This window comes from Pseudomonas sp. Q1-7, assembly GCF_028010285.1.
Taxonomy (GTDB): domain Bacteria; phylum Pseudomonadota; class Gammaproteobacteria; order Pseudomonadales; family Pseudomonadaceae; genus Metapseudomonas.
The window spans coordinates 4157720-4175888 of the sequence record NZ_CP116304.1 but is presented as its reverse complement, the minus strand read 5'-3'; the positions used below and the strand labels follow the sequence as shown (position 1 = coordinate 4175888).

The window sequence follows — 18169 nt, the reverse complement described above, 5'->3', positions numbered from 1 at the left end:
AAGAACCGTGATTGATCTGAACCCGATCCAACCCATCTGCATCGCCGGCGAGTGGCGCCTGGGCGGCGGCGACTTCTACCAGAGCCTCTACCCGGCCACCGGTGAAGCCATCGCCCGCCTGCACGCCGCCAGCCAGGACGACGTGGAAGAAGCCATCCAGGGCGCCCACCGCGCCTTCCGCGAAAGCGGCTGGGCCCAGCGCAAGCCCCATGAGCGGGCCGCCGTGCTCTACCGCATCGCCGCGCTGATCCGTGAGCGCAGCGAAGAGCTGGCGCAGCTGCAACGCCTGGACAACGGCAAGCCGATCCAGGAAACCCGCAACCTGGTGGCCAGCGCCGCCGCCACCTTCCAGTTCTTCGCCGCCGCCTGCGAAACCCTGGAGGAAACCATCACCCCGTCGCGCGGCGACTTCGTCACCATGAGTGTTTACGAGCCCATGGGCGTGGTGGCCGCCATCACCCCCTGGAACTCGCCCATCGCCTCCGAGGCGCAGAAGCTGGCTCCGGCCCTGGCTGCGGGCAATGCGGTGGTGGTCAAGCCGGCGGAGATCACCCCGCTGGCGGCCCTGGCCCTGGCGCGCATCTGCGATGAAGCCGGCCTGCCGCGCGGCCTGGTCAGCGTGCTGCCGGGCAAGGGCTCGCTGATCGGCGATGCGCTGACCCGCCACCCGCTGGTCAAGCGCGTGTCCTTCACCGGTGGCACCAGCACCGGCAAGCACATCGCGCGTATTGCCGCTGACAAGATGATGCCGGTGTCCATGGAACTGGGCGGCAAGTCGCCCACCATGGTGCTGGCCGATGCTGACCTGGACCACGCGGTGGCTGGCGTTCTCTACGGCATCTTCAGCTCCAGCGGCGAGTCCTGCATCGCCGGCTCGCGGCTGTTCGTCGCCCATGAACACTACGAGGAATTTTTGGACCGCCTGGCCGCTGGCGCCGCCGCCCTGCGCCTCGGCGACCCGGCCGACGAACGCACCCAGATGGGCCCGTTGATCTCCGCGCGTCACCGCGAATCGGTGGAGCGCTACGTCGAGATGGGCGTGGCCGAGGGCGGTCGCCTGCGCACCGGTGGTGTGCGTCCCCACGGCGCAGCCTTCGACCGGGGCTACTTCTACACCCCGACCATCATCGAAGGCCTCTCCAACGACGCCCGCCTGTGCCAGGAAGAAGTCTTCGGCCCGGTGCTGGTGGCCATGCCCTTCGACAGCGAAGAGGCCCTGATCGAGGAGGCCAACGACAGCTGCTATGCCCTGGCCGCCGGCATCTGGACCCGCGATTTCCAGCGCGCCTGGAAGCTCGGCCGCGCGGTGCAGGCCGGTACGGTGTGGATCAACACCTACAAGCAGTTCTCCATCTCCACGCCCTTCGGCGGCTGGCGCGACAGCGGCCTGGGCCGCGAGAAGGGCCGCCTGGGGATTCTCCAGTACATGGAGCAGAAGAGCCTCTACTGGGGCCTGAACGAACAGCCGCTGGCCTGGGCCGGCCGCCACTGATGAGGAAAGCGCGATGAGCGTATTGGGAATCGACGAAATCACCTACGGTGTGGAGGACCTGGCCACCAGTGCCCGCTTCTTCGCCGACTGGGGCCTGAAGCAGGTGGAAGCGAGCGGCGACCAGGTGGTCTTCGAATGCCTCAACGGCTGCCGCGTGATTGTCGCGGCTCTGGACAAGCCTGGCCTGCCGCCGGCCATCGAGGCCGGCTCGACCCTGCGTGAAGTGGTCTGGGGCGTGGAAAGCGCGGCGGATCTCAAGCTGTACGCCGAGCGCATCGCCAACGACCCCGGCTTTGTCGAGGGCGAGGACCGCATCGGCTGCACCGACCCGAATGGCCTGGCGATCCGCTTCCAGGTCACCCGCAAGCGCGATATCCAGGTCCAGTGCGGCCAATCCAACACCTGGCAGTTCAAGGGCCGGATCAACCAGGCCAGCCCGATCTACGAACGTGCCCAGCCCGTCGAAGTCGGCCACGTGGTGTTCTTCGTCAAGGACGTGAACGCCTGCGAGCGCTTCTACAGCGAGCGTTTCGGCTTCGTCTGCTCCGACCGCTACCCGGACCGTGGCGCCTTCATGCGCTGCGCGGAGGAGGGCGGCCATCACGACCTGTTCATGCTGCAACTGCCGCAGCCGCGCGCCGGCCTCAACCACGTGGCCTTCACCGTGCGCGACATCCACGAGGTGTTCGGCGGCGGCATGCACATCTCCCGCTGCGGCTGGGACACCGAGATCGGCCCGGGCCGCCACCCGGTGTCCTCGGCCTACTTCTGGTACTTCCGCAACCCCGCCGGGGCCCTGGTGGAGTACTACGCCGACGAGGACCAACTGACCGGCGAATGGCAGGCCCGCGAGTTCGAGCCCGGCCCCACCGTGTTCGCCGAGTGGGCCATCGCCGGCGGCCTGGACGGCAACACCCGGCGGCAGAAGAACGTCGAGGCGCCGCAAGGCAAGTTCCTCACCGACAAGCCCAAGCGCTGAGGCGAGCATGAGCGAGACGATGCTGCTGACTGTGCTGCTCAAGCATGACCAGTCGAAGAACCTCGAAGACATCCAGGCCCACATGAAGGCCGTGGACTGGTGGGAACGATTCCCTGGCGAGGGCGTCGAGATCGTCTCCTGGACCGTCGCCATGGGCCTGGGGCAGATCGTCACCCTGCGCCTGCCGCCGGCTCTGCTGCCACGCATCAATGTTGAACTGGAGCGCTCCGCCTGGGGCGTGTTCCGCACCGAATGCTACCCGACCTACGACTTCGTCCCGGTTCGCGAAACCATCCGCGAACGGGTCCGCAATGGAGGCCAATGAAATGCAAGACCGTTACCTGGAACCCCATCAGGCCCGCTCGCGCGAGCCGAACTCCTTCGAAGACCTGCTCGGTGACTCCATCGAGCGCGCCTACGCCGCCGGCCTGCACGACCTGCCGGGGCTGTTGGGCTACCTCAACCAGGCCGGCCCCACCTGCCCGGGTGGCGGTCCGTGGACCGAGGACGCCTACAAGACCCTGATGGCCCGCCTGGGCGAATGAATTCCCTCCAAGAGGAACCTGCTATGAGCACCGTGGACCCTGTTGAACAACTCCTCGCCAATGGCCTGAAGAACCTCTGGTACCCCATCTGCCCGGTCGGCTTTATCCAGGACAAGCCGGTCTCCCTGCGCCGCCTGGGCTACAAGCTGGCCCTCTGGCGCGACACCGACGGCACCCTGCATGCCCTCGAAGACCACTGCCCGCACCGTGGCGCGCCGCTCTCGCGCGGGGTGAACCTGGGCGACCGCCTGCAGTGCCCCTACCACGGCGTGGAGGTGCGTTGCGACGGCGTCACCACCCGCGTGCCCGGCAGCCCCGGCTGCAAGCTGGAAGGCAGCCAGGCGACTCGCTTCTTCCATGTCACCGAGGCGGCTGGCGCGGTCTGGCTGTACAACTCGGCGGGCAACGTCGAAGAAGCACCGCCGCTGGTGCTGCCCGAGCAACTGACCGACCCGGCCTTCTCCCACTTCCTCTGCTACACCGAGTGGCGCGGCGACTACCGCTATGTGCTGGACAATGTCATGGACCCCATGCACGGCACCTACCTGCACAAGCAGTCCCACTCCATGTCCGAAGGTGACAACCAGGCCAAGTTCGTCACCCGTGACACCGACACCGGCTTCATCTTCGAGAAGGAAGGCCAGCGCGGGGTGAACTTCGACTGGACCGAGTGGGCCGACACCGGCGTGCACTGGATGCGCCTGGAAATCCCCTATCCGAAGACCGGCGGCCCGGGTGGCAACTTCCACATCGTCGGCAGCTACACGCCCGTCTCCCGTGACCTGTGCGCAGTCTTCCATTGGCGTTGCCGCCCGCTCACCGGCTGGCAGCGTGACACCTGGCGTTTCCTCTACAAGAACCGCCTGGAAGAGCGCCACTGGGCGGTGCTGGAGCAGGACCGCGAGATCCTCGAGTTCATGGACCCGGACGCCAACCAGCGCGAGAACCTCTACCAGCACGACCTCGGCCTGGTGCGCCTGCGCCGACACATGAAGAACCTGGCCAAGGCCCAGTTGGAACTGATCGAGGCCAAGCAACTATGACCCCGGTCCGCCGCATCCGCGCCGCCGGCGCACCTGACCTGCCCACCGCCAGTTGGTCCAATGCCCTGCTGGTGGGGCATGAGCTGGTGATGTCCGGCATGACCGGGCATCCGGCCACCCGTCAGGCCGCCGAACGTGGCGAGCCGCTGGACGCTCATGCCCAGACCCTGGTGGTGCTGGGCAAGGTGAAGGCGTTGCTGGAAGCGGCGGGCGGCCATGTCGGCAACATCTACAAGCTCAACGTCTATGTCACCCGCATCGCCGACAAGGACGAGGTCGGGCGCGCGCGGCGCGGATTCTTCGCCGGTCAGGACACCTTTCCCGCTTCCACCCTGGTGGAGGTGAGCGGTCTGGTGTTCCCCGAACTGCGGGTGGAAATCGACGCCTGGGCGCGCCTGGACATCGACCTGGCGAACTGCGACGAAGCCTGAACACAGAGGTAGCAAGATGACTCACACCCACACACTGACGGCCTTCGTCCACACCCTGCGCTTCGAAGCGGAAGGCATCATCAGCGTCGAGCTCCGTCCCCATGGCGACCAGATCTTCCCGACCTTCGCCGCCGGCGCCCATATCGACCTGCACCTGCCCAACGGGTTGGTGCGCAGCTATTCCCTGCTCAATTCTCCCGAGGACAGCGGCCGCTATGTGGTCGGCATCCTCCGCGACCGCAACAGCCGTGGCGGCTCCGCGTACGTGCACCAGCACCTGCGGGTGGGCATGCAGCTGCAGATATCCCCGCCGCGCAACCTGTTCCAGCTGGACGAAAGCGCCGAGCACAGCGTACTGGTGGCCGGCGGCATCGGCGTGACGCCGATCTACTGCATGCTCAACCGCCTGCGTGCCCTGGGCAAATCGGTGGAGATGCTCTACTGCGCGCGCACTCGCAAGGAGGCCGCCTTCGTCGAGGAGCTGGCCGCCAGCGGCGCCAATATCCAGTTGCACTTCGACGGCGAGAAGGGCGGCCCCATCGACCTCAAGGCCTTCCTCGCCGCGCGGCCATCCACGGCGCATTTCTACTGCTGCGGCCCGACGCCGATGATCGACGCCTTCGAGAACCATTGCGAAAGCCTCGGCCACCCCAATGTGCATATCGAGCGCTTCGCTGCCGCCGCCCCGGCTGCTGCTGCGCCCCAGGGCACCTACGAGGTGCAATTGGCGCGCAGCAACAAGAACATCGAAGTGCCGGCCGGCAAGTCGCTGCTGGATGCCCTGCTGGAATCCGGCATCGAAGTCGACTGCAGCTGCCGCGAAGGCGTCTGCGGCGCCTGCGAGACCCGCGTGCTGGAAGGCGAACCCGAGCATCGAGACGGCGTGCTGACCAAGGCCGAGAAGGCGGCGAACCAGACCATGATGGTCTGCGTGTCCGGCTGCAAGGGCGCACGCCTGGTGCTTGACCTCTGATCCACCGATTGTTCCTTTGCTCACCCTTTCGCCGGCGCTCGTGACGCCGGTTTTTTTTGCCCGTTGGACATTCACCCGGCCAGGTATCCCGGATGAAATCCGGGGAATTTTGGCAGGCCGCTCCCGGATTTCATCCGGGTTACGTATCTGGAAAAGCAGGACGGGTCGGGCGGCGATCCGCGATACCCATCGAACCATGGCGATGGGTTTCGCTTCGCTCTACGCCATCCTACGGGGTGTATTCCGGCACGGATGGCTCTTTGTAGGATGGGTCGGGCGGCGCTCCGCTGAGGCACGAAACCCATGCTGTCGAGCCGTCAGAAATACAGGTAACCCCCCGAAAGTCCCTGAATAAATTTTTGCCTGCGGGAATTCCCGCAGGCCATTAAAAGTTTGGCGAAGTTATTCCTGTCATGTTTCTCAAGTGAAACGACAAAACTCCCCATAAAGTGTCACCGTGAAGATTCTACGCACACACTTCGTGCGCTTTTGTTACCCCCGATTCATCACGTTTCGAGGGCGGTACAAAATCTCTTGTTCAGTATATAAATAATTGTATTTAAAGGGTTTTTTGAGTTTACGCCTAATGGCGATGCAATGGCATGATTCATGCTCAAAACACGGTATCGCAGGTGAAACAAAATGCGATGAGAAGTGGCTGTCGTATCGCGGTGTCGGGTAACAGCCAGCAAGGCCGATGGAAAGGCCGTAAGAACAATTAACGAGCGGCGAACGAAGCTCTGGAAATTTTCTTGACTGCAACTTTTAAAGTTGCTCTGGAAGTTCCGGTGAAGGGTTTCGCTTGCTCAAAAAAACTCTGCCTTAGCGAACTTGCAGATGAGGTCGTAATGAACAAGTACCTGCTGTCCCTTGGTCTCGCGCTGTCCACCGTTTCCGCCATGGCCGACCAGTCCGCCGGCCCCGCATCGCCTGTGGCCAAGCCGGCCAAGGCATTTCCCCATATCAGCCTGAGCAGTGACGACGGCAAGAGCACCCTGGACATAGGCGGCGCACTGCGGATGAACTACCGCGACGAAGACTGGGACACCACCGAGAACAACGGACGCTTCCTCTTCGATACCTTCCGCCTGGACGTGCAGGCGACCCATAGGAACTTCTTCTCCGATGTCGGCTATTGGTTCCAGGACGATGGCAAGCAATCCATCGACCGTGGCTTCATCGGCTACACGTTCAACGACACCTCCAGCGTGCAACTGGGCGCGCCCTTCAAGCCCTTTGGCCTGGAGCCCTATCCGCAGTTCGGCTGGAGCTACCACATCCCGTTCTTCCTGGGGTACGGCGTGAGCGCGGGGGCCGGTGCCAAGTACATCTACAAGGACGCCGACTGGCATATCCAGGCCGGCTACTTCCCACGCATGTTGCCCAGTGACATCCGTTACTCGCCGGAGGTGGGGCGCTTCGCCGATCTGGACGACAACGCCATCCCCGCCATCCACTCGCGTCAGGACAACGAGAAGCGCGACCAGGTGAACCTGCGGGTGGCGCGAAACTTCGCCGGCGATGGCTGGAAGACCGAAGTGGGCGCTTCCCTGGCGGCGGCACGCCTGCACAACGCCACCACCGACGACGATGGCGACTACTGGGCCGGTGGCTTGCACGCGGTGATCAACAGCGGCAACTGGACGGTGACCACCCAGGGTATCCGCTATGAGTTCAATCCGGAGAACCCGACCGGGGTGAACGACAACGCCATCCTCATGGGCGCCAACGGCCTGACGCCGGCCTACCTCATCGCCTCCAAGGCATCGGTGGTGTCCTTCAACGTAGGCTACGACGTGCCCACGCCGAATATGGGCATGCTGAAGAAGCTGCGCTTCTATAACGACTACAGCCGCATGTTCAAAGATGAGAGCGGCTGGGATGACTCGCAGATGTACACCGCCGGCGTGCAGTTCATCGCCATGCCGATCTTGGGTTGGCTGGACTTCACCTGGGGCCGCAACGCCAACCCCTACGGCGGCGCGGAGAGCGGCACCGGCTTCACCAGTACCACCTCCTCGCGCAGCGACGAGTGGATTTTCCGCACCAACCTGAACATCGGTTACTACTTCTGACCCCTCGGAGGCGGCGTGGGCCGCCGCCTCCTTACCGAGTCCTTCCATGTTTCCAACTCATCTTCCCCGGCTGGCCGACTTGCGCGTCGGCCACAAACTGGCCCTGGGCTTCGCCCTGGTATTGCTGCTGGCACTGCTGATCACCCTGGCCGCGCTGCTCAGCCTGGACAGCCTCAGCCAGCGGGGCGATCAGCTGATCCGGGGCAGCGATCTCAACCAGCATTTCCTCCAGGCCGACCGGGTGCGACGGGACTTCGCCGTGCAGGGTGAGGAAGTGCAACGCGAGCGGGTCGAGCAACTCACCGCCAACATGCTGGAGGATGCCGAGCGTCTCGGCCGCTTGCTGGACGATGCCGGCGACCGCCAGCGCATGACACAGATGGGCGAGGCCACCCGCGCCTATCGCGAGGCCTTTGCCGCGTTGGCGCAGGCCCGCGCCGAGCAGCAGGAGGCCAGCCGCTTCGGCATTGCGGCGGCGGAGCAGGGGATGCAGGCCTTCACCCGGCTGGAGGTACAGTTCTTCGAGGACCTGGAGCAGTTGTTCGATACCCACGCCATGCTTGACCAGATCCGCGCGGTGGGCCGGCTCAACCAGCAGTTCCTCCACGTGCGCCTGCTCACCCTGGTCTATGTGCGTTCGCCATCCGCCGAAAGGGAGCGTGCCGTCTTCGCGGCCGCTGAGGCCCTGGCCAAGGCCACCCGCACCTTGCAAGGACAACTGCCGGAACGCAGCGGCGCCATCCTCGGCGATACCCTGAAGGCGCTGGGGCAGTTCCAGCGGTCCCTGGAGCGCTTCCGCCAGGGCATCGCCGACATGGCCCAGGCCACCGCCAGCATGGCCGAGCGGGCGGACGCCGTGCAGGGCCTGAGCCGCGAACTGCAGGCATCCCTGTTGGAGCGGCGCGACCGGGAAACCGCGTACGTGCGTCTGCAGCTCCTGGTGATTGCCGGTGTGACCCTGGTGGTGGCCCTGCTGGCGGCCTGGGGCATCACCGGGCAGATCGTCCGTCCCTTGCGCGACACTCTGGTCCAGGCCCGGCGCATCGCCGAAGGTGATCTCTGCGGCGCGGCGCCGGCCGCCCGAGGCGATGAGCTGGGCCAGCTGCAGCAGGCCATGCAAGGCATGCAGGGCAGCCTGCGGGAATTGATTGGCCGCATCGGCGGCGGAGTGGAGGAAATCAGTGGCGCGGCCCAGGCGCTGTCCGCCGTTACCGAGCAGACCCGCGCCGGCGTGGAAGAACAGAAGTCCGAGACCCTCCAGGTCGCCACGGCCATGCAGGAGATGGCCTACACCGTGCAGGAAGTGGCCAGCAATGCCGGTCAGGCGGCCAATGCGGCACAACTCGCCTGTGAAGAGGCCGGCAGGGGCAACCAGGTGGTGCAGGACACCATCGCCCAGATCGAACGCCTGGCCGCCGGGGTGCAGGCTTCGGGCGACGTGATGGCCCGCTTGCACGAGGACAGCGCGCAGATCGGTTACGTGCTGGATGTGATCCGTTCGGTGGCCGAACAGACCAACCTGCTGGCGCTCAACGCCGCCATCGAGGCCGCCCGCGCCGGGGAGGCCGGCCGTGGATTCGCGGTGGTGGCCGACGAGGTGCGCGGCCTGGCCCAGCGGGTGCAGAGCTCTACCAGCCAGATCCAGGCGTTGATCGGCCAACTGCAGCACGGTGTGCAGCAGACCACCAGCGCCATGCTCGGCAGCCGCGACATGAGCCAACTGACCGTGGAGCTGGCGCGTCAGGCAGGCCAGGCGCTGCAAGGCATCGACAGCGCCATCGACGACCTGCGCGGGCGCAACCTGCAGATTGCGGCGGCGGCGGAGGAACAGAGCGCAGTGAGCGAAGAGATCAACCGCAGCATCCTGCGGGTCCAGGCGGTGGCGGAACGGACCGCCGCGGCGAGCCAGGAAACGGCTGGATCGAGCCAGATGCTGGCGCGGATCGGCCGCGACCTGCAGGGCATGGTGGGGCGCTTCAGGGTGTAACGGTGGCGTGCCGTTGGAGGAGCGAATTCACTCGCGAAGCAGCCCGAAGGGGGCCTGGTGGTGTCTTGTGGCCGTCTTGCGGCCATTCGCGAATGAATTCGCCCCCACAGGAAAGCAAACGCCTCTGCAGGTCGGAATCAATCCAACCGCTTGTGTACCCGCATCACCGCAACGGTGAGCATCACCAGGGTGAACACCACCAGCACCACCAGTTCCAGCCAGAGGTCGCCGAGGCCGGCGCCGCGCAGCATGATGCCGCGGGTCAGGCGCAGGAAGTGGGTGAGTGGCAGCACTTCGGCGATCCACTGCGCCGCCACGGGCATGCCGGCGAAGGGGAACATGAAGCCGGACAGCAGGATCTGCGGCAGGAAGGTGAAGAAGGCCATCTGCATCGCCTGGAACTGGCTGCGTGCCAGGGTGGAGATGAAGACGCCGAGGGTCAGGCTGGCGAAGATGAACACCAGCGACGCGGTGTAGAGCGCCAGCAGCGAGCCGCGAACTGGCACGTCGAACAGCCAGAGCCCGACCAGCAGGATCACCGTCACCTGCACCACGCCGATGCCGACAAAGGGCAGCACCTTGCCCAGGGTCAGTTCCCAGGGCGACAGCGGCGTGGTGATCAGCAGCTCCATGTTGCCGCGCTCCCGTTCGCGCACCAGGGCAATGGCGGTGAACAGCACCATGGTCATGGTGAGGATCACGCCGATCAGCCCCGGCACGGTATTCAACGGCGCCAGCCGTTCCGGGTTGTAGAAGTTCACCACCTGCACGCCGGTCAGGCTGGGCCAGCCGGGCAGCGGGTAGGCGGCCAATTGGCGCGCCGAGGCCTGCACCACCTGGTCGGAACCGTCCACCACCAGTTGCAGCGGCGGCCGGTCCATGCGCTGCAGGCGCGCCTCGAAGTCCGGCGGCACCACCAGGGCGGCGCTGATGCGGCCTTCCCTGAGCAACCGGTCGAGCTGTTGCGGGCTGGCCAGCCGGTAGCGGAAGTCCAGCACCTGGCTGGCCCCCAGCTCGGCCACCGCCTCGCGGGAGCGGGCGGTGTCGGCCTGGTCCAGCACGGCGGCGTGCAGGCCGCGCACGTCCATGTTGATGGCGTAGCCGAAGAGCACCAGTTGCATGATCGGGATGCCGACGATCATGGCGAAGGTCAGGCGGTCGCGACGCAACTGGCGCAGTTCCTTGAGGACGATGGCCCCCAGGCGGCGCAGGTTCATGACGAGGCTCCGGTCCGCTGCAGCGGGCGGTGGGTGACGGCGACGAAGACGTCTTCGAGGTTGGCTTCGGTGTCCTTCACCTCGGCTTCGATGCCCAGGCCAGCGAGGCGCCGGGCGATGCGTTCGCGGGCGTCGCCGACGGCGCTGAGTACCCGCAGCGTGGCGCCGATCTGGGCCATGGCGATGACTTCCTCGGCGCCTTGCAGGGCTCGTTGGGCCTGGCGCGGCTGGGCGCATTCCACCAGCAGGGGGCGGCCGGGCAGGGCGGCCATCAGGTCGGCCGGGCTGCCGTCGGCCACCAGCCGGCCGGCGTCGAGGATGCCCAGGCGCGTGCAGCGTTCGGCTTCGTCCATGTAGTGGGTGGACACCAGCAGGGTGGTGCCGTCTTCGGCCAGTTCGAACAGCGAATCCCAGAATTCCCGACGCGACTGCGGGTCCACGGCGCTGGTGGGTTCGTCCAGCAGCAGCAGGTCGGGCTTGTGCAGCACGGCGCCGGCCAGCGCCAGGCGCTGCTTCTGGCCGCCGCTCATGGTGCCGGCCAGTTGTGTGCGGCGGTCGGTCAGCCAGTAACGTTCCAGCAGTTCCTCGATGCGCTGGCGTGCCGCGCGGCGGTCCAGGTCCTGGACGGTGGCGAGGAACTCCAGGTTCTCGTACACCGTCAGGTCTTCGTACAGGGAGAACTTCTGGGTCATGTAGCCGATACGCCGCTTCAAGGGTTCGGCGTCCTGGGGAATGCGGCAGCCGAGCACCTCGATCTCGCCGGCGCTGGGCAGCAGCAGGCCGCAGAGCATGCGGATGGTGGTGGATTTGCCGCAGCCATTGGGGCCGAGGAAACCGAAGACTTCGGCGCGGTTCACCCGCAGGTCCAGCCCGTCGACGGCGGTGAGTTGGCCGAAGCGCTTGGTCAGGCCGCGGGCGTGGATCACGCTGTCAGTGGGGTTCATGGCGCACTCGCTCTGCCTGTACCGGCAGCCCCGCCGGCAGCTTGCGCGCCGCCTCGCCCTGCAAGACCAGTTCGGCGCGGTAGACCAGGCGGCTGGCGTCCTCGCCGGTCAGGGCGAAGTAAGGGGTGAAGCTGGATTCGCTGGCGATGCTGCGCACGGTGGCGTCGAAGGGTTGTTCCACGCCTTCCACCTTCACCTTCAACGCATCGCCGATGGCGATCTGCGCGCGCACCGAGGCCGGCACGTAGACCCGCGCGTAGGGCGCATCGCCCACTAGCAGGCTGACCAGCTCGGCGTTCTGCGGCGGCTGGTCGCCGGGCTTGAAGGGCAGGGCGTCCACCCGGCCGGCGCGGGGCGCGCGCAGGCTGAGGTGTTCGCGGGTCACCTTGAGTTGCGCCAAGCGGCCCTGGGCGGCCTGGAGCAGGGCGGTGGCCTGCTCGATCTGTTCCGGGCGGGTGCCGTTGGTGAGTTCGCGCAACTGGGCGTCGGCGTTGTTCACCGCCGCGCGGGCCTGGTCGCGGGCGGCGCGGGCGCGGTCCAGCTCGGCGATGGCCACCTGGCGGCGCTGGTAAAGGGCGGCGATGCGCTGGAAGCTGCGTTCAGCGTCGGTCAGCTCGGCGCGGTTGCGCGTGAGGGTGGCGCGGGCGGCGTCCACTGTCTCGCTGCGCGCGCCGTTGCTGAGTTCGTCCAGCCGCGCACGGGCCTGGCCGACATCGCCTTCGGCTTCTGCGAGGCGGGCGTCGAGGCGGCGCGGGTCCAGTTCCAGCAGCAACTGGCCTTCCTGCACCAGGTCACCCTCGGCCACGCGCCAGGCGAGGATGGTTTCCGAGGCCTCGGCGGGCAGGCCGATACGGTCCCATTCCAGGGTGCCGAGCAACGGGTCCCGCGCCGGGTCTTCGCAGCCGGCCAGCAGGGCGCAGGCCAGCAGGCAAGGCATCAGCGGTTTCACGGCTGCACCTCCAGGCCGCGCTCGAGCAGCGCCAGGATGTGTTTCACCATGGCTTCGTCGCCCAGTTCGGGGCTGGCGAAGATGCCGCGCCAGATCTGCCCGGCGGCATAGGGCAGCATCACCATTCCCACCAGCGAAACCACCAGCAGGCGTGGATCGATATCCGGGTTCAGGCGCCCGCCGGCCTGGGCCGCGGCGAAGCGCTGGGCCAGCAGCATCGGCACCATGGGGGCGAAGCGGCTGGTGAGCGTTTCCCGCAGGGCGCCGCCTTCGCAGAGGATTTCTCGGACCCAGAGCGGCGGCAGCCACGGGTTGCCGCTGAGGGTGACGCTCATGCCGCGGACGAAGGCGCCGACCAGTTCCAGCGGGTCGTCGCCGACTTTTTGCAGGCGTTCGGCCATGCCCTGGAACAGCGGCAGCAGTCGCTCCTCCACCACGGCATCCACGAGGCGCTCCTTGTTGCCGAAGTAGTAGTTGACCAGGGCTGGCGTCACGCCGGCGCGCTGGGCGATGCCGCGCAGGCTGGCGGCGTGGATGCCGATATGGGCGAAGGCGTCGGTGGCGGCATCCAGCAGGCGTTCGCGCTGGAGTTGGGAGTCGCCCGTGGGGCGGCCTGGGGAGCGGGGGCGGGTCACGGAACCATCTCCGGAAAAGGACGATGGTTTATTTAAATGTGCATTTAATTAATTAACAACAGAGAGCCGACGAACGCGCTGTGGTCGCTGGACGGAAAACCGGTAGCAAGCTAATAATCTGCTTCGCTAATGGCTCTCCGGCTCCGGCGGGCTATCGTCACACTCAAACCGAAAACGTCTCTGGACCTTGCCCGTGCGCGATACCCTGCGTGCCTTCCTGGCGCCCGATGTCCCGGCGCTGCAATTCGCGATCAAGACCTTGCTGGGTGGTGCGCTGGCGCTCTGGTGCGCCTTTCGATTCGACCTCCAGCAGCCGCAGTGGGCGCTGATGACTGCCTTCATCGTCGCCCAGCCGCTGTCCGGCATGGTGGTGCAGAAGGGCCTGGCGCGACTGCTCGGCACCCTGGTGGGCACGATCATGTCGGTGGCCATCGTCGGGCTCTTCGCCCAGACCCCCTGGCTGTTCCTGCTGGCGTTGGCCACCTGGCTGGGCATCTGCACCGCCGCGTCGACTCTGATGCGCAGCGCCTGGTCCTACGCCTTCGTGCTGGCCGGTTACACCGTGGCGATCATCGGTCTGCCGGCTATCGCCCATCCGCTGACGGTGTTCGATCAGGCGGTGGCGCGCTCCACGGAAATCTGCCTCGGGATTCTCTGCGCGACGCTCACCAGCGCGCTGCTCTGGCCGCAGCGGGTCGAGCGCCAACTGGCCCGTCAGGCGCGCGATGCCTGGGCGTGCGGCATCCAGGCGGCGATATCCGCGCTCGAGGGGCAGCGCCAGGAGCGTCAGGGGTTGCTCGGCGTGCTGGGGCGCATCGTCGCCGTCGATGCCCAGCGCGAACATGCTTGGTTCGAGGGCAATCGTGGCCGCCAGCGCGCCGTGGCCGTGCGGGTGCTCAGCCATGACCTGCTCAGCCTCTTGCGCCTGGCCCGTGGCGTGGCGCGCCAGTGGCGTCAACTGGGCGAAGGCGAGGGTGAAGCCCTGCGGCCCTGGGTGGAGGAGGTGGAGCGAACCCTGGCCGAGCCTGACGTAGCCGGCCTCGATGCCCTGCGGGATCGGTTGTTGGCGGCGTCCGAGGATGAGTCCCTGTCCACGGTGCAGCAGGATTGCCTGGGGCGCCTGGCGGTGCTGATGCGCCAGGCCGCGGCGGCCGTGGGCGCGATGCACGCGGTGGAGCGGGGCGAAGCGCCGGAGAATGCACCGCCGGCCCTGGCCAGCCACCGCGATCTGCAGACCGCCACCATCTATGGCGTGCGCAGCGCCCTGGCCTTCCTCGGCCTGTCGGCCTTCTGGCTGGCCACGGCCTGGACCTCGGCGGTGGGCGCGCTGACCCTGACCTGCGTGATCTGCGGCCTGTTCGCCAGCCGCGAGAGCGCTGAGCTGATCGGCATGATGTTCCTGCGCGGAATTCTCTACGCGCTGCCGGTGGCCTTCGTCGTCGGCCAATTGCTGCTGCCCCAGCTCAGCGGCTTCCCCATGCTCTGCCTGGCCCTCGGCGTGCCGCTGTTCTTCGGCGCCCTGGGTATGGCCAGGCCGGCCCTCGGCGCCACCGCCACGTCCTTCTGCCTGCACTTCATCGTGCTCTGCGCGCCGCAGAACCTCATGCGCTTCGATGTCGGGCTGTTCTTCAACGAGGCGATCGCCATGCTGCTGGGGGTGGGCTTCGCGGTGCTCGCGTTCCGCCTGATTCCCCTGCGCAACCCGGCCTGGCATGGCCGGCGCCTGCTCAAGGCGACCCTGATGGACCTGGCGCGCCTGACCGGCGTGCGGCTGGCGGGTGCGGAGAACTGGTTCGGCGGGCGCATGGCCGATCGCCTGCTGCAACTGGCGCGACTCTACCCGGTGCTACCGGAACAGAGCCGCAGCCGCTGGGACGACGGCATCGCCAGCCTGGACCTGGGCGATGAACTGCTGCACCTGCGACGCTGCCTGGCGGCGGCGGACAAGCCATTGGGGGCGTCGGAAGCGCGCTTCCTGCGGCAGTTGCAGCGTGTCCTGCTGCAGGGCCCGGCGCCCGGACGTGGCCAAGCCCTCGACGAACCCGTCGGCGAAATGCTGGCGACCCTGCAAGGTGCCGGGCGCAGCATCGACCGCCGCCTGGCGCGGGCGGCGCTGCTGCAATTGCAGCAGAGCTGGCGGCAATGGTGTGAACAACAGGAGGCGAGCCATGGGCTTGCGTGAATGGTCCCTGGGCGGCGTGCTGCTCAGCCCCTTTCTGCTTTATGCGGTGCTGGCGCTGCTGCTGACCGGCGTGTTGCGCCTGGCCCTGACGCGGGTGGGTATGGCGCGCTGGATCTGGCACGAAGCCTTGTTCGATTGTGCCCTGTATGTCTGTGTGCTGGCGGCGCTGGTGGCGCTGACCGGGCAGTGGTGAAGGAGAAGACGATGCGTTCGATGTTACGTGTGCTGGTCACCCTGGCCCTGGTCGCGGTGGCCCTGGTGGCCGGCTATTGGCTCTGGCAGCACTACATGCTCGCGCCCTGGACCCGCGACGCGCGGATTCGCGCCGATGTAGTGGTGATCGCGCCGGATGTATCCGGCTGGGTGCTGGACCTCAAGGTCCGGGACAACCAGCAGGTCAAGGCCGGCGACTTGTTGCTCTCGGTCGACCGCGAGCGCTACGAGGCGGCGCTGGCCAAGGCCCGCGCCGTGGCCGACACCCGCCAGCACCAGCTGCGCCTGCGTGAGCACGAGGCGTCCCGTCGCGAACACCTGGGGCCCCAGGCCATCAGCGCGGAGCTGCGGGAGAACGCCTTGATCACCGCCGACGTGGCGCGCGCCGAGTTCCGCGAGGCCCAGGCCGAGCTGAAGGTGGCCGAGATCAACCTGGCCCGCAGCGAACTGCGTGCGCCGCGCAATGGCCAAGTCACCAACCTGCGCCTGGCCCAGGGCAACTACGTCAGCGCCGGTCAGCCGGTGATGGCCCTGGTGGACGATGCGTCCTTCTACGTCCAGGCCTACTTCGAGGAAACCAAACTGCCGCGCATCAAGGTCGGCGCGCCGGCGAAGGTCTGGCTGATGAGTGCCGACGAACCGCTGTCCGGCAGGGTGGAAAGCATCAGCCGGGGCATCACTGACCGCAATGCGAGCCCGGATACCCAACTGCTGGCCAATGTCGAACCCACCTTCAACTGGGTGCGCCTGGCCCAGCGGATTCCGGTGCGGATCAAGCTCGACAAGGTGCCGGAGGGCGTCCAGCTGAGTGCGGGAATGACCGCCAGTGTGACGGTGGGGGAGGAGTGATTTCTTGTAGTTTGGCACCTCGCCCGCGAGGCCCAATATGGGGCGGGCGCTGGCTCCGCTGCGTTGGGCCTCGTTCCTCGGCGCCAACCTACGGCAGGGCTTCGCCTCTGCAGCAAAAGCGGCAGCGTCGCCCATGAAAAAGCCGCGGACTCAGCCGGGCTTTTTCAGTTCTGTCGGATCTCAGCCAATAGTGATCGGCGGCAGCTCCGGCAACTCCACCGAGAGCTGCTGCTTGGGCGCCAGCACTTCGGCCTCACCGTCCACCACCTGCTCGGTGTTCTGGTTGAACACGCGGGTGGCGATGCGCACGCGGTTCTTCGGCAGCTTTTCGAGGATTTCCAGTTCCACGGTCAGGCTGTCGCCGAGCTTCACCGGGCGGGTGAACCTGAGCTGCTGGCCGAGGTAGATGCTGCCCGGGCCGGGCATTTCGCAGGCGATCGCGGCGCTGATCAGCGCGCCGGTGAACATGCCGTGGGCGATGCGCTCCTTGAACAGGGTGCCGGCCGCGTACTCGGCATCCAGGTGTACCGGATTGCGGTCGCCGGAGACGGCGGCGAACAGCTGGATGTGACGCTCTTCGACGGTGGTGGAGAAGGTGGCTTTCTGGCCGACTTCCAGGGCGTCGTAAGTGAAATTGGTTACCTGGCTCATGCGGTCTCCTTGGCTTGCGGTTGAGGGTGCCGACGGCGGGCGAGGGTCTGCTCCAGCCAGTCGATCAGGTCGCGGGTCACCTCGTCGCGGTTGCTCTCGTTGAGCAATTCGTGACGGGCGTCGGGGTAGAGGTTCAATTGCACGTCCCTGATGCCGGCCAGGCGCAGGGCCGCGGCCAGATCCTGCAGGCGCCGGCCTTCGCTGACCGGGTCGCGCTCGCCGCCGATCACCAGCAGCGGCAGGTCGGGGTCGATCTGCGCCAGGTTCTTCGACGGGGTGATGTTCTGAAGCCCGCCGAGCAGGTCGAGCCACAACTGGTTGGTGCAGCGGAAGCCGCAGAGCGGGTCGTCGACGTACTTGTCCACTTCCGCCGGGTCGCGGCTCAGCCAGTCGAAGGGCGTGCGGTTGGGTTTGAAGGCCTTGTTGAAGGAACCGAAGGAGAGGAACTCGATCAGCGCGCTGCGACCGTGCTTGCCCTGGCGCCAGCGCTCGAAGCGGGCCACGAGGCTGGCCACCTTGTACAGCGCCTGCGGCTGGTAGTTGGAGCCGGACAGGATGGCGCCCTGCAGGCTGCAGCTGTGCCGCATCAGGTAGGCCTGGCCGATGTAGCTGCCCATGCTGTGGCCGAGCAGGATGATCGGGACCTGGGGGTGCTGTTGGCGGATATGGTGGTTGAGGCTGGCGAGGTCGCCGATCACCTTGTCCCAGCCGTTTTCCTCGGCGTACTGGCCGAGGACGCCGTGCTCGGCGCTGCGTCCGTGCCCGCGCTGGTCGAGGGCGTAGAGTTCGAAACCGGCGGCCACCAGGGCGGCGCCCAGGCGGGCGTAGCGGGCACTGTGCTCGGCCATGCCGTGGGACAGCATGATCACCGCCCGGGGCGGGTTTTCGCCGGACCAGTGATTGACGTACAGGGGCACTGCATCGCTGGCGTCGAGCCAGAAGGCGTCATGGCGCATGGCCGATCCTTTTGCCGGGGATTCGGCGCATTGTGCACGGCCGCGGGG

The 18169-nt window shown here is 66.8% G+C and carries 18 protein-coding genes and 1 pseudogene; 13 read left to right on the top strand and 6 right to left on the bottom strand.

The window, feature by feature from the left end; all coding sequences use genetic code 11:
• The first annotated feature begins 7 nt into the window (after window positions 1-7).
• From PJW05_RS19345 to PJW05_RS26850, 10 genes and pseudogenes are all read left to right on the top strand, one after another.
• The gene (locus PJW05_RS19345; RefSeq protein ID WP_271408585.1) at window positions 8-1492 is read left to right on the top strand and encodes an aldehyde dehydrogenase; all 1485 of its coding nucleotides are present in this window, start codon (window positions 8-10) and stop codon (window positions 1490-1492) included.
• 13 nt (window positions 1493-1505) lie between these two features.
• Window positions 1506-2471, top strand: a complete 966-nt coding sequence (locus PJW05_RS19340) for a VOC family protein (RefSeq protein ID WP_271408584.1) — start codon at window positions 1506-1508, stop codon at window positions 2469-2471.
• Window positions 2472-2478: 7 nt separating this feature from the next.
• Complete coding sequence (locus PJW05_RS19335) at window positions 2479-2796, top strand: hypothetical protein (protein WP_271408583.1); 318 nt, start codon at window positions 2479-2481, stop codon at window positions 2794-2796.
• 1 nt (window position 2797) lies between these two features.
• The gene (locus PJW05_RS19330; protein ID WP_028628871.1) at window positions 2798-3016 is read left to right on the top strand and encodes a recombinase-like helix-turn-helix domain-containing protein; all 219 of its coding nucleotides are present in this window, start codon (window positions 2798-2800) and stop codon (window positions 3014-3016) included.
• Window positions 3017-3039: 23 nt separating this feature from the next.
• Window positions 3040-4059 carry an aromatic ring-hydroxylating oxygenase subunit alpha gene (locus PJW05_RS19325; protein WP_271408582.1) on the top strand — a complete coding sequence of 340 codons (1020 nt, stop codon included), beginning with the start codon at window positions 3040-3042 and terminating at the stop codon, window positions 4057-4059.
• Window positions 4056-4490, top strand: coding sequence for a RidA family protein (locus PJW05_RS19320; RefSeq protein WP_271408581.1), 435 nt, complete (start codon window positions 4056-4058; stop codon window positions 4488-4490). Before PJW05_RS19325 ends, PJW05_RS19320 begins: the two co-directional genes overlap by 4 nt.
• Before the next feature lie 16 nt (window positions 4491-4506).
• Window positions 4507-5463, top strand: coding sequence for a PDR/VanB family oxidoreductase (locus PJW05_RS19315; RefSeq protein WP_271408580.1), 957 nt, complete (start codon window positions 4507-4509; stop codon window positions 5461-5463).
• Between the two features lie 848 nt (window positions 5464-6311).
• Window positions 6312-7538: a hypothetical protein gene (locus PJW05_RS19310; RefSeq protein WP_271408579.1), complete on the top strand. Its 1227-nt coding sequence runs from the start codon at window positions 6312-6314 to the stop codon at window positions 7536-7538.
• Between the two features lie 46 nt (window positions 7539-7584).
• Window positions 7585-8622 (top strand): annotated as a pseudogene (locus PJW05_RS26855) (methyl-accepting chemotaxis protein); the annotation flags it as partial.
• Window positions 8623-8652: 30 nt separating this feature from the next.
• Window positions 8653-9525: a methyl-accepting chemotaxis protein gene (locus PJW05_RS26850; RefSeq protein ID WP_442969260.1), complete on the top strand. Its 873-nt coding sequence runs from the start codon at window positions 8653-8655 to the stop codon at window positions 9523-9525.
• Between the two features lie 137 nt (window positions 9526-9662).
• Here PJW05_RS26850 and PJW05_RS19300 read toward each other — a convergent pair whose 3' ends face one another.
• The 4 genes from PJW05_RS19300 to PJW05_RS19285 are packed head-to-tail and all read right to left on the bottom strand — an operon-like array spanning window position 9663 to window position 13270.
• The gene (locus PJW05_RS19300) at window positions 9663-10742 is read right to left on the bottom strand and encodes an ABC transporter permease (protein WP_271408577.1); all 1080 of its coding nucleotides are present in this window, start codon (window positions 10740-10742) and stop codon (window positions 9663-9665) included.
• Entirely contained in the window at window positions 10739-11686 is a 948-nt protein-coding gene (locus PJW05_RS19295) for an ABC transporter ATP-binding protein (RefSeq protein WP_271408576.1), read from the bottom strand. Before PJW05_RS19295 ends, PJW05_RS19300 begins: the two co-directional genes overlap by 4 nt.
• Window positions 11673-12635 (bottom strand): HlyD family secretion protein, encoded by a 963-nt coding sequence (locus PJW05_RS19290; RefSeq protein WP_271408575.1) that lies wholly within the window; start codon window positions 12633-12635, stop codon window positions 11673-11675. The genes PJW05_RS19295 and PJW05_RS19290 overlap by 14 nt, the downstream gene beginning before the upstream one ends.
• Window positions 12632-13270 carry a TetR/AcrR family transcriptional regulator gene (locus PJW05_RS19285; protein ID WP_271408574.1) on the bottom strand — a complete coding sequence of 213 codons (639 nt, stop codon included), beginning with the start codon at window positions 13268-13270 and terminating at the stop codon, window positions 12632-12634. Before PJW05_RS19285 ends, PJW05_RS19290 begins: the two co-directional genes overlap by 4 nt.
• Window positions 13271-13457: 187 nt before the next feature.
• Between PJW05_RS19285 and PJW05_RS19280 the strand changes: the two genes are divergently transcribed.
• Genes PJW05_RS19280 through PJW05_RS19270 form a run of 3 tightly spaced genes read left to right on the top strand, consistent with a single transcriptional unit; the run spans window position 13458 to window position 16514 of the window.
• Complete coding sequence (locus tag PJW05_RS19280; protein WP_442969180.1) at window positions 13458-15452, top strand: FUSC family protein; 1995 nt, start codon at window positions 13458-13460, stop codon at window positions 15450-15452.
• Complete coding sequence (locus tag PJW05_RS19275; RefSeq protein ID WP_271408572.1) at window positions 15439-15645, top strand: DUF1656 domain-containing protein; 207 nt, start codon at window positions 15439-15441, stop codon at window positions 15643-15645. The genes PJW05_RS19280 and PJW05_RS19275 overlap by 14 nt, the downstream gene beginning before the upstream one ends.
• A gap of 11 nt (window positions 15646-15656) precedes the next feature.
• A complete protein-coding gene (locus PJW05_RS19270) occupies window positions 15657-16514 on the top strand; it encodes an efflux RND transporter periplasmic adaptor subunit (protein WP_271408571.1) in 858 nt (285 codons plus the stop codon).
• 180 nt (window positions 16515-16694) lie between these two features.
• Here the strand turns inward: PJW05_RS19270 and PJW05_RS19265 are convergent, their stop codons facing one another.
• The gene (locus tag PJW05_RS19265) at window positions 16695-17165 is read right to left on the bottom strand and encodes a MaoC family dehydratase (RefSeq protein ID WP_271408570.1); all 471 of its coding nucleotides are present in this window, start codon (window positions 17163-17165) and stop codon (window positions 16695-16697) included.
• Window positions 17162-18121, bottom strand: a complete 960-nt coding sequence (locus PJW05_RS19260; RefSeq protein ID WP_271408569.1) for an alpha/beta hydrolase — start codon at window positions 18119-18121, stop codon at window positions 17162-17164. Before PJW05_RS19260 ends, PJW05_RS19265 begins: the two co-directional genes overlap by 4 nt.
• Window positions 18122-18169: the final 48 nt, after the last annotated feature.

Excerpts from the sequence above, each read along its gene's own strand:
- PJW05_RS19340 (WP_271408584.1), top strand. The coding sequence starts at position 1,506 with ATGAGCGTATTGGGAATCGACGAAATCACCTACGGTGTGGAGGACCTG.
- PJW05_RS19335 (WP_271408583.1), top strand. The coding sequence starts at position 2,479 with ATGAGCGAGACGATGCTGCTGACTGTGCTGCTCAAGCATGACCAGTCG.
- PJW05_RS19330 (WP_028628871.1), top strand. The coding sequence starts at position 2,798 with ATGCAAGACCGTTACCTGGAACCCCATCAGGCCCGCTCGCGCGAGCCG.
- PJW05_RS19325 (WP_271408582.1), top strand. The coding sequence starts at position 3,040 with ATGAGCACCGTGGACCCTGTTGAACAACTCCTCGCCAATGGCCTGAAG.
- PJW05_RS19320 (WP_271408581.1), top strand. The coding sequence starts at position 4,056 with ATGACCCCGGTCCGCCGCATCCGCGCCGCCGGCGCACCTGACCTGCCC.
- PJW05_RS19315 (WP_271408580.1), top strand. The coding sequence starts at position 4,507 with ATGACTCACACCCACACACTGACGGCCTTCGTCCACACCCTGCGCTTC.
- PJW05_RS19310 (WP_271408579.1), top strand. The coding sequence starts at position 6,312 with ATGAACAAGTACCTGCTGTCCCTTGGTCTCGCGCTGTCCACCGTTTCC.
- PJW05_RS26850 (WP_442969260.1), top strand. The coding sequence starts at position 8,653 with ATGCAAGGCATGCAGGGCAGCCTGCGGGAATTGATTGGCCGCATCGGC.
- PJW05_RS19300 (WP_271408577.1), bottom strand. The coding sequence starts at position 10,742 with ATGAACCTGCGCCGCCTGGGGGCCATCGTCCTCAAGGAACTGCGCCAG.
- PJW05_RS19295 (WP_271408576.1), bottom strand. The coding sequence starts at position 11,686 with ATGAACCCCACTGACAGCGTGATCCACGCCCGCGGCCTGACCAAGCGC.
- PJW05_RS19275 (WP_271408572.1), top strand. The coding sequence starts at position 15,439 with ATGGGCTTGCGTGAATGGTCCCTGGGCGGCGTGCTGCTCAGCCCCTTT.
- PJW05_RS19270 (WP_271408571.1), top strand. The coding sequence starts at position 15,657 with ATGCGTTCGATGTTACGTGTGCTGGTCACCCTGGCCCTGGTCGCGGTG.
- PJW05_RS19265 (WP_271408570.1), bottom strand. The coding sequence starts at position 17,165 with ATGAGCCAGGTAACCAATTTCACTTACGACGCCCTGGAAGTCGGCCAG.
- PJW05_RS19260 (WP_271408569.1), bottom strand. The coding sequence starts at position 18,121 with ATGCGCCATGACGCCTTCTGGCTCGACGCCAGCGATGCAGTGCCCCTG.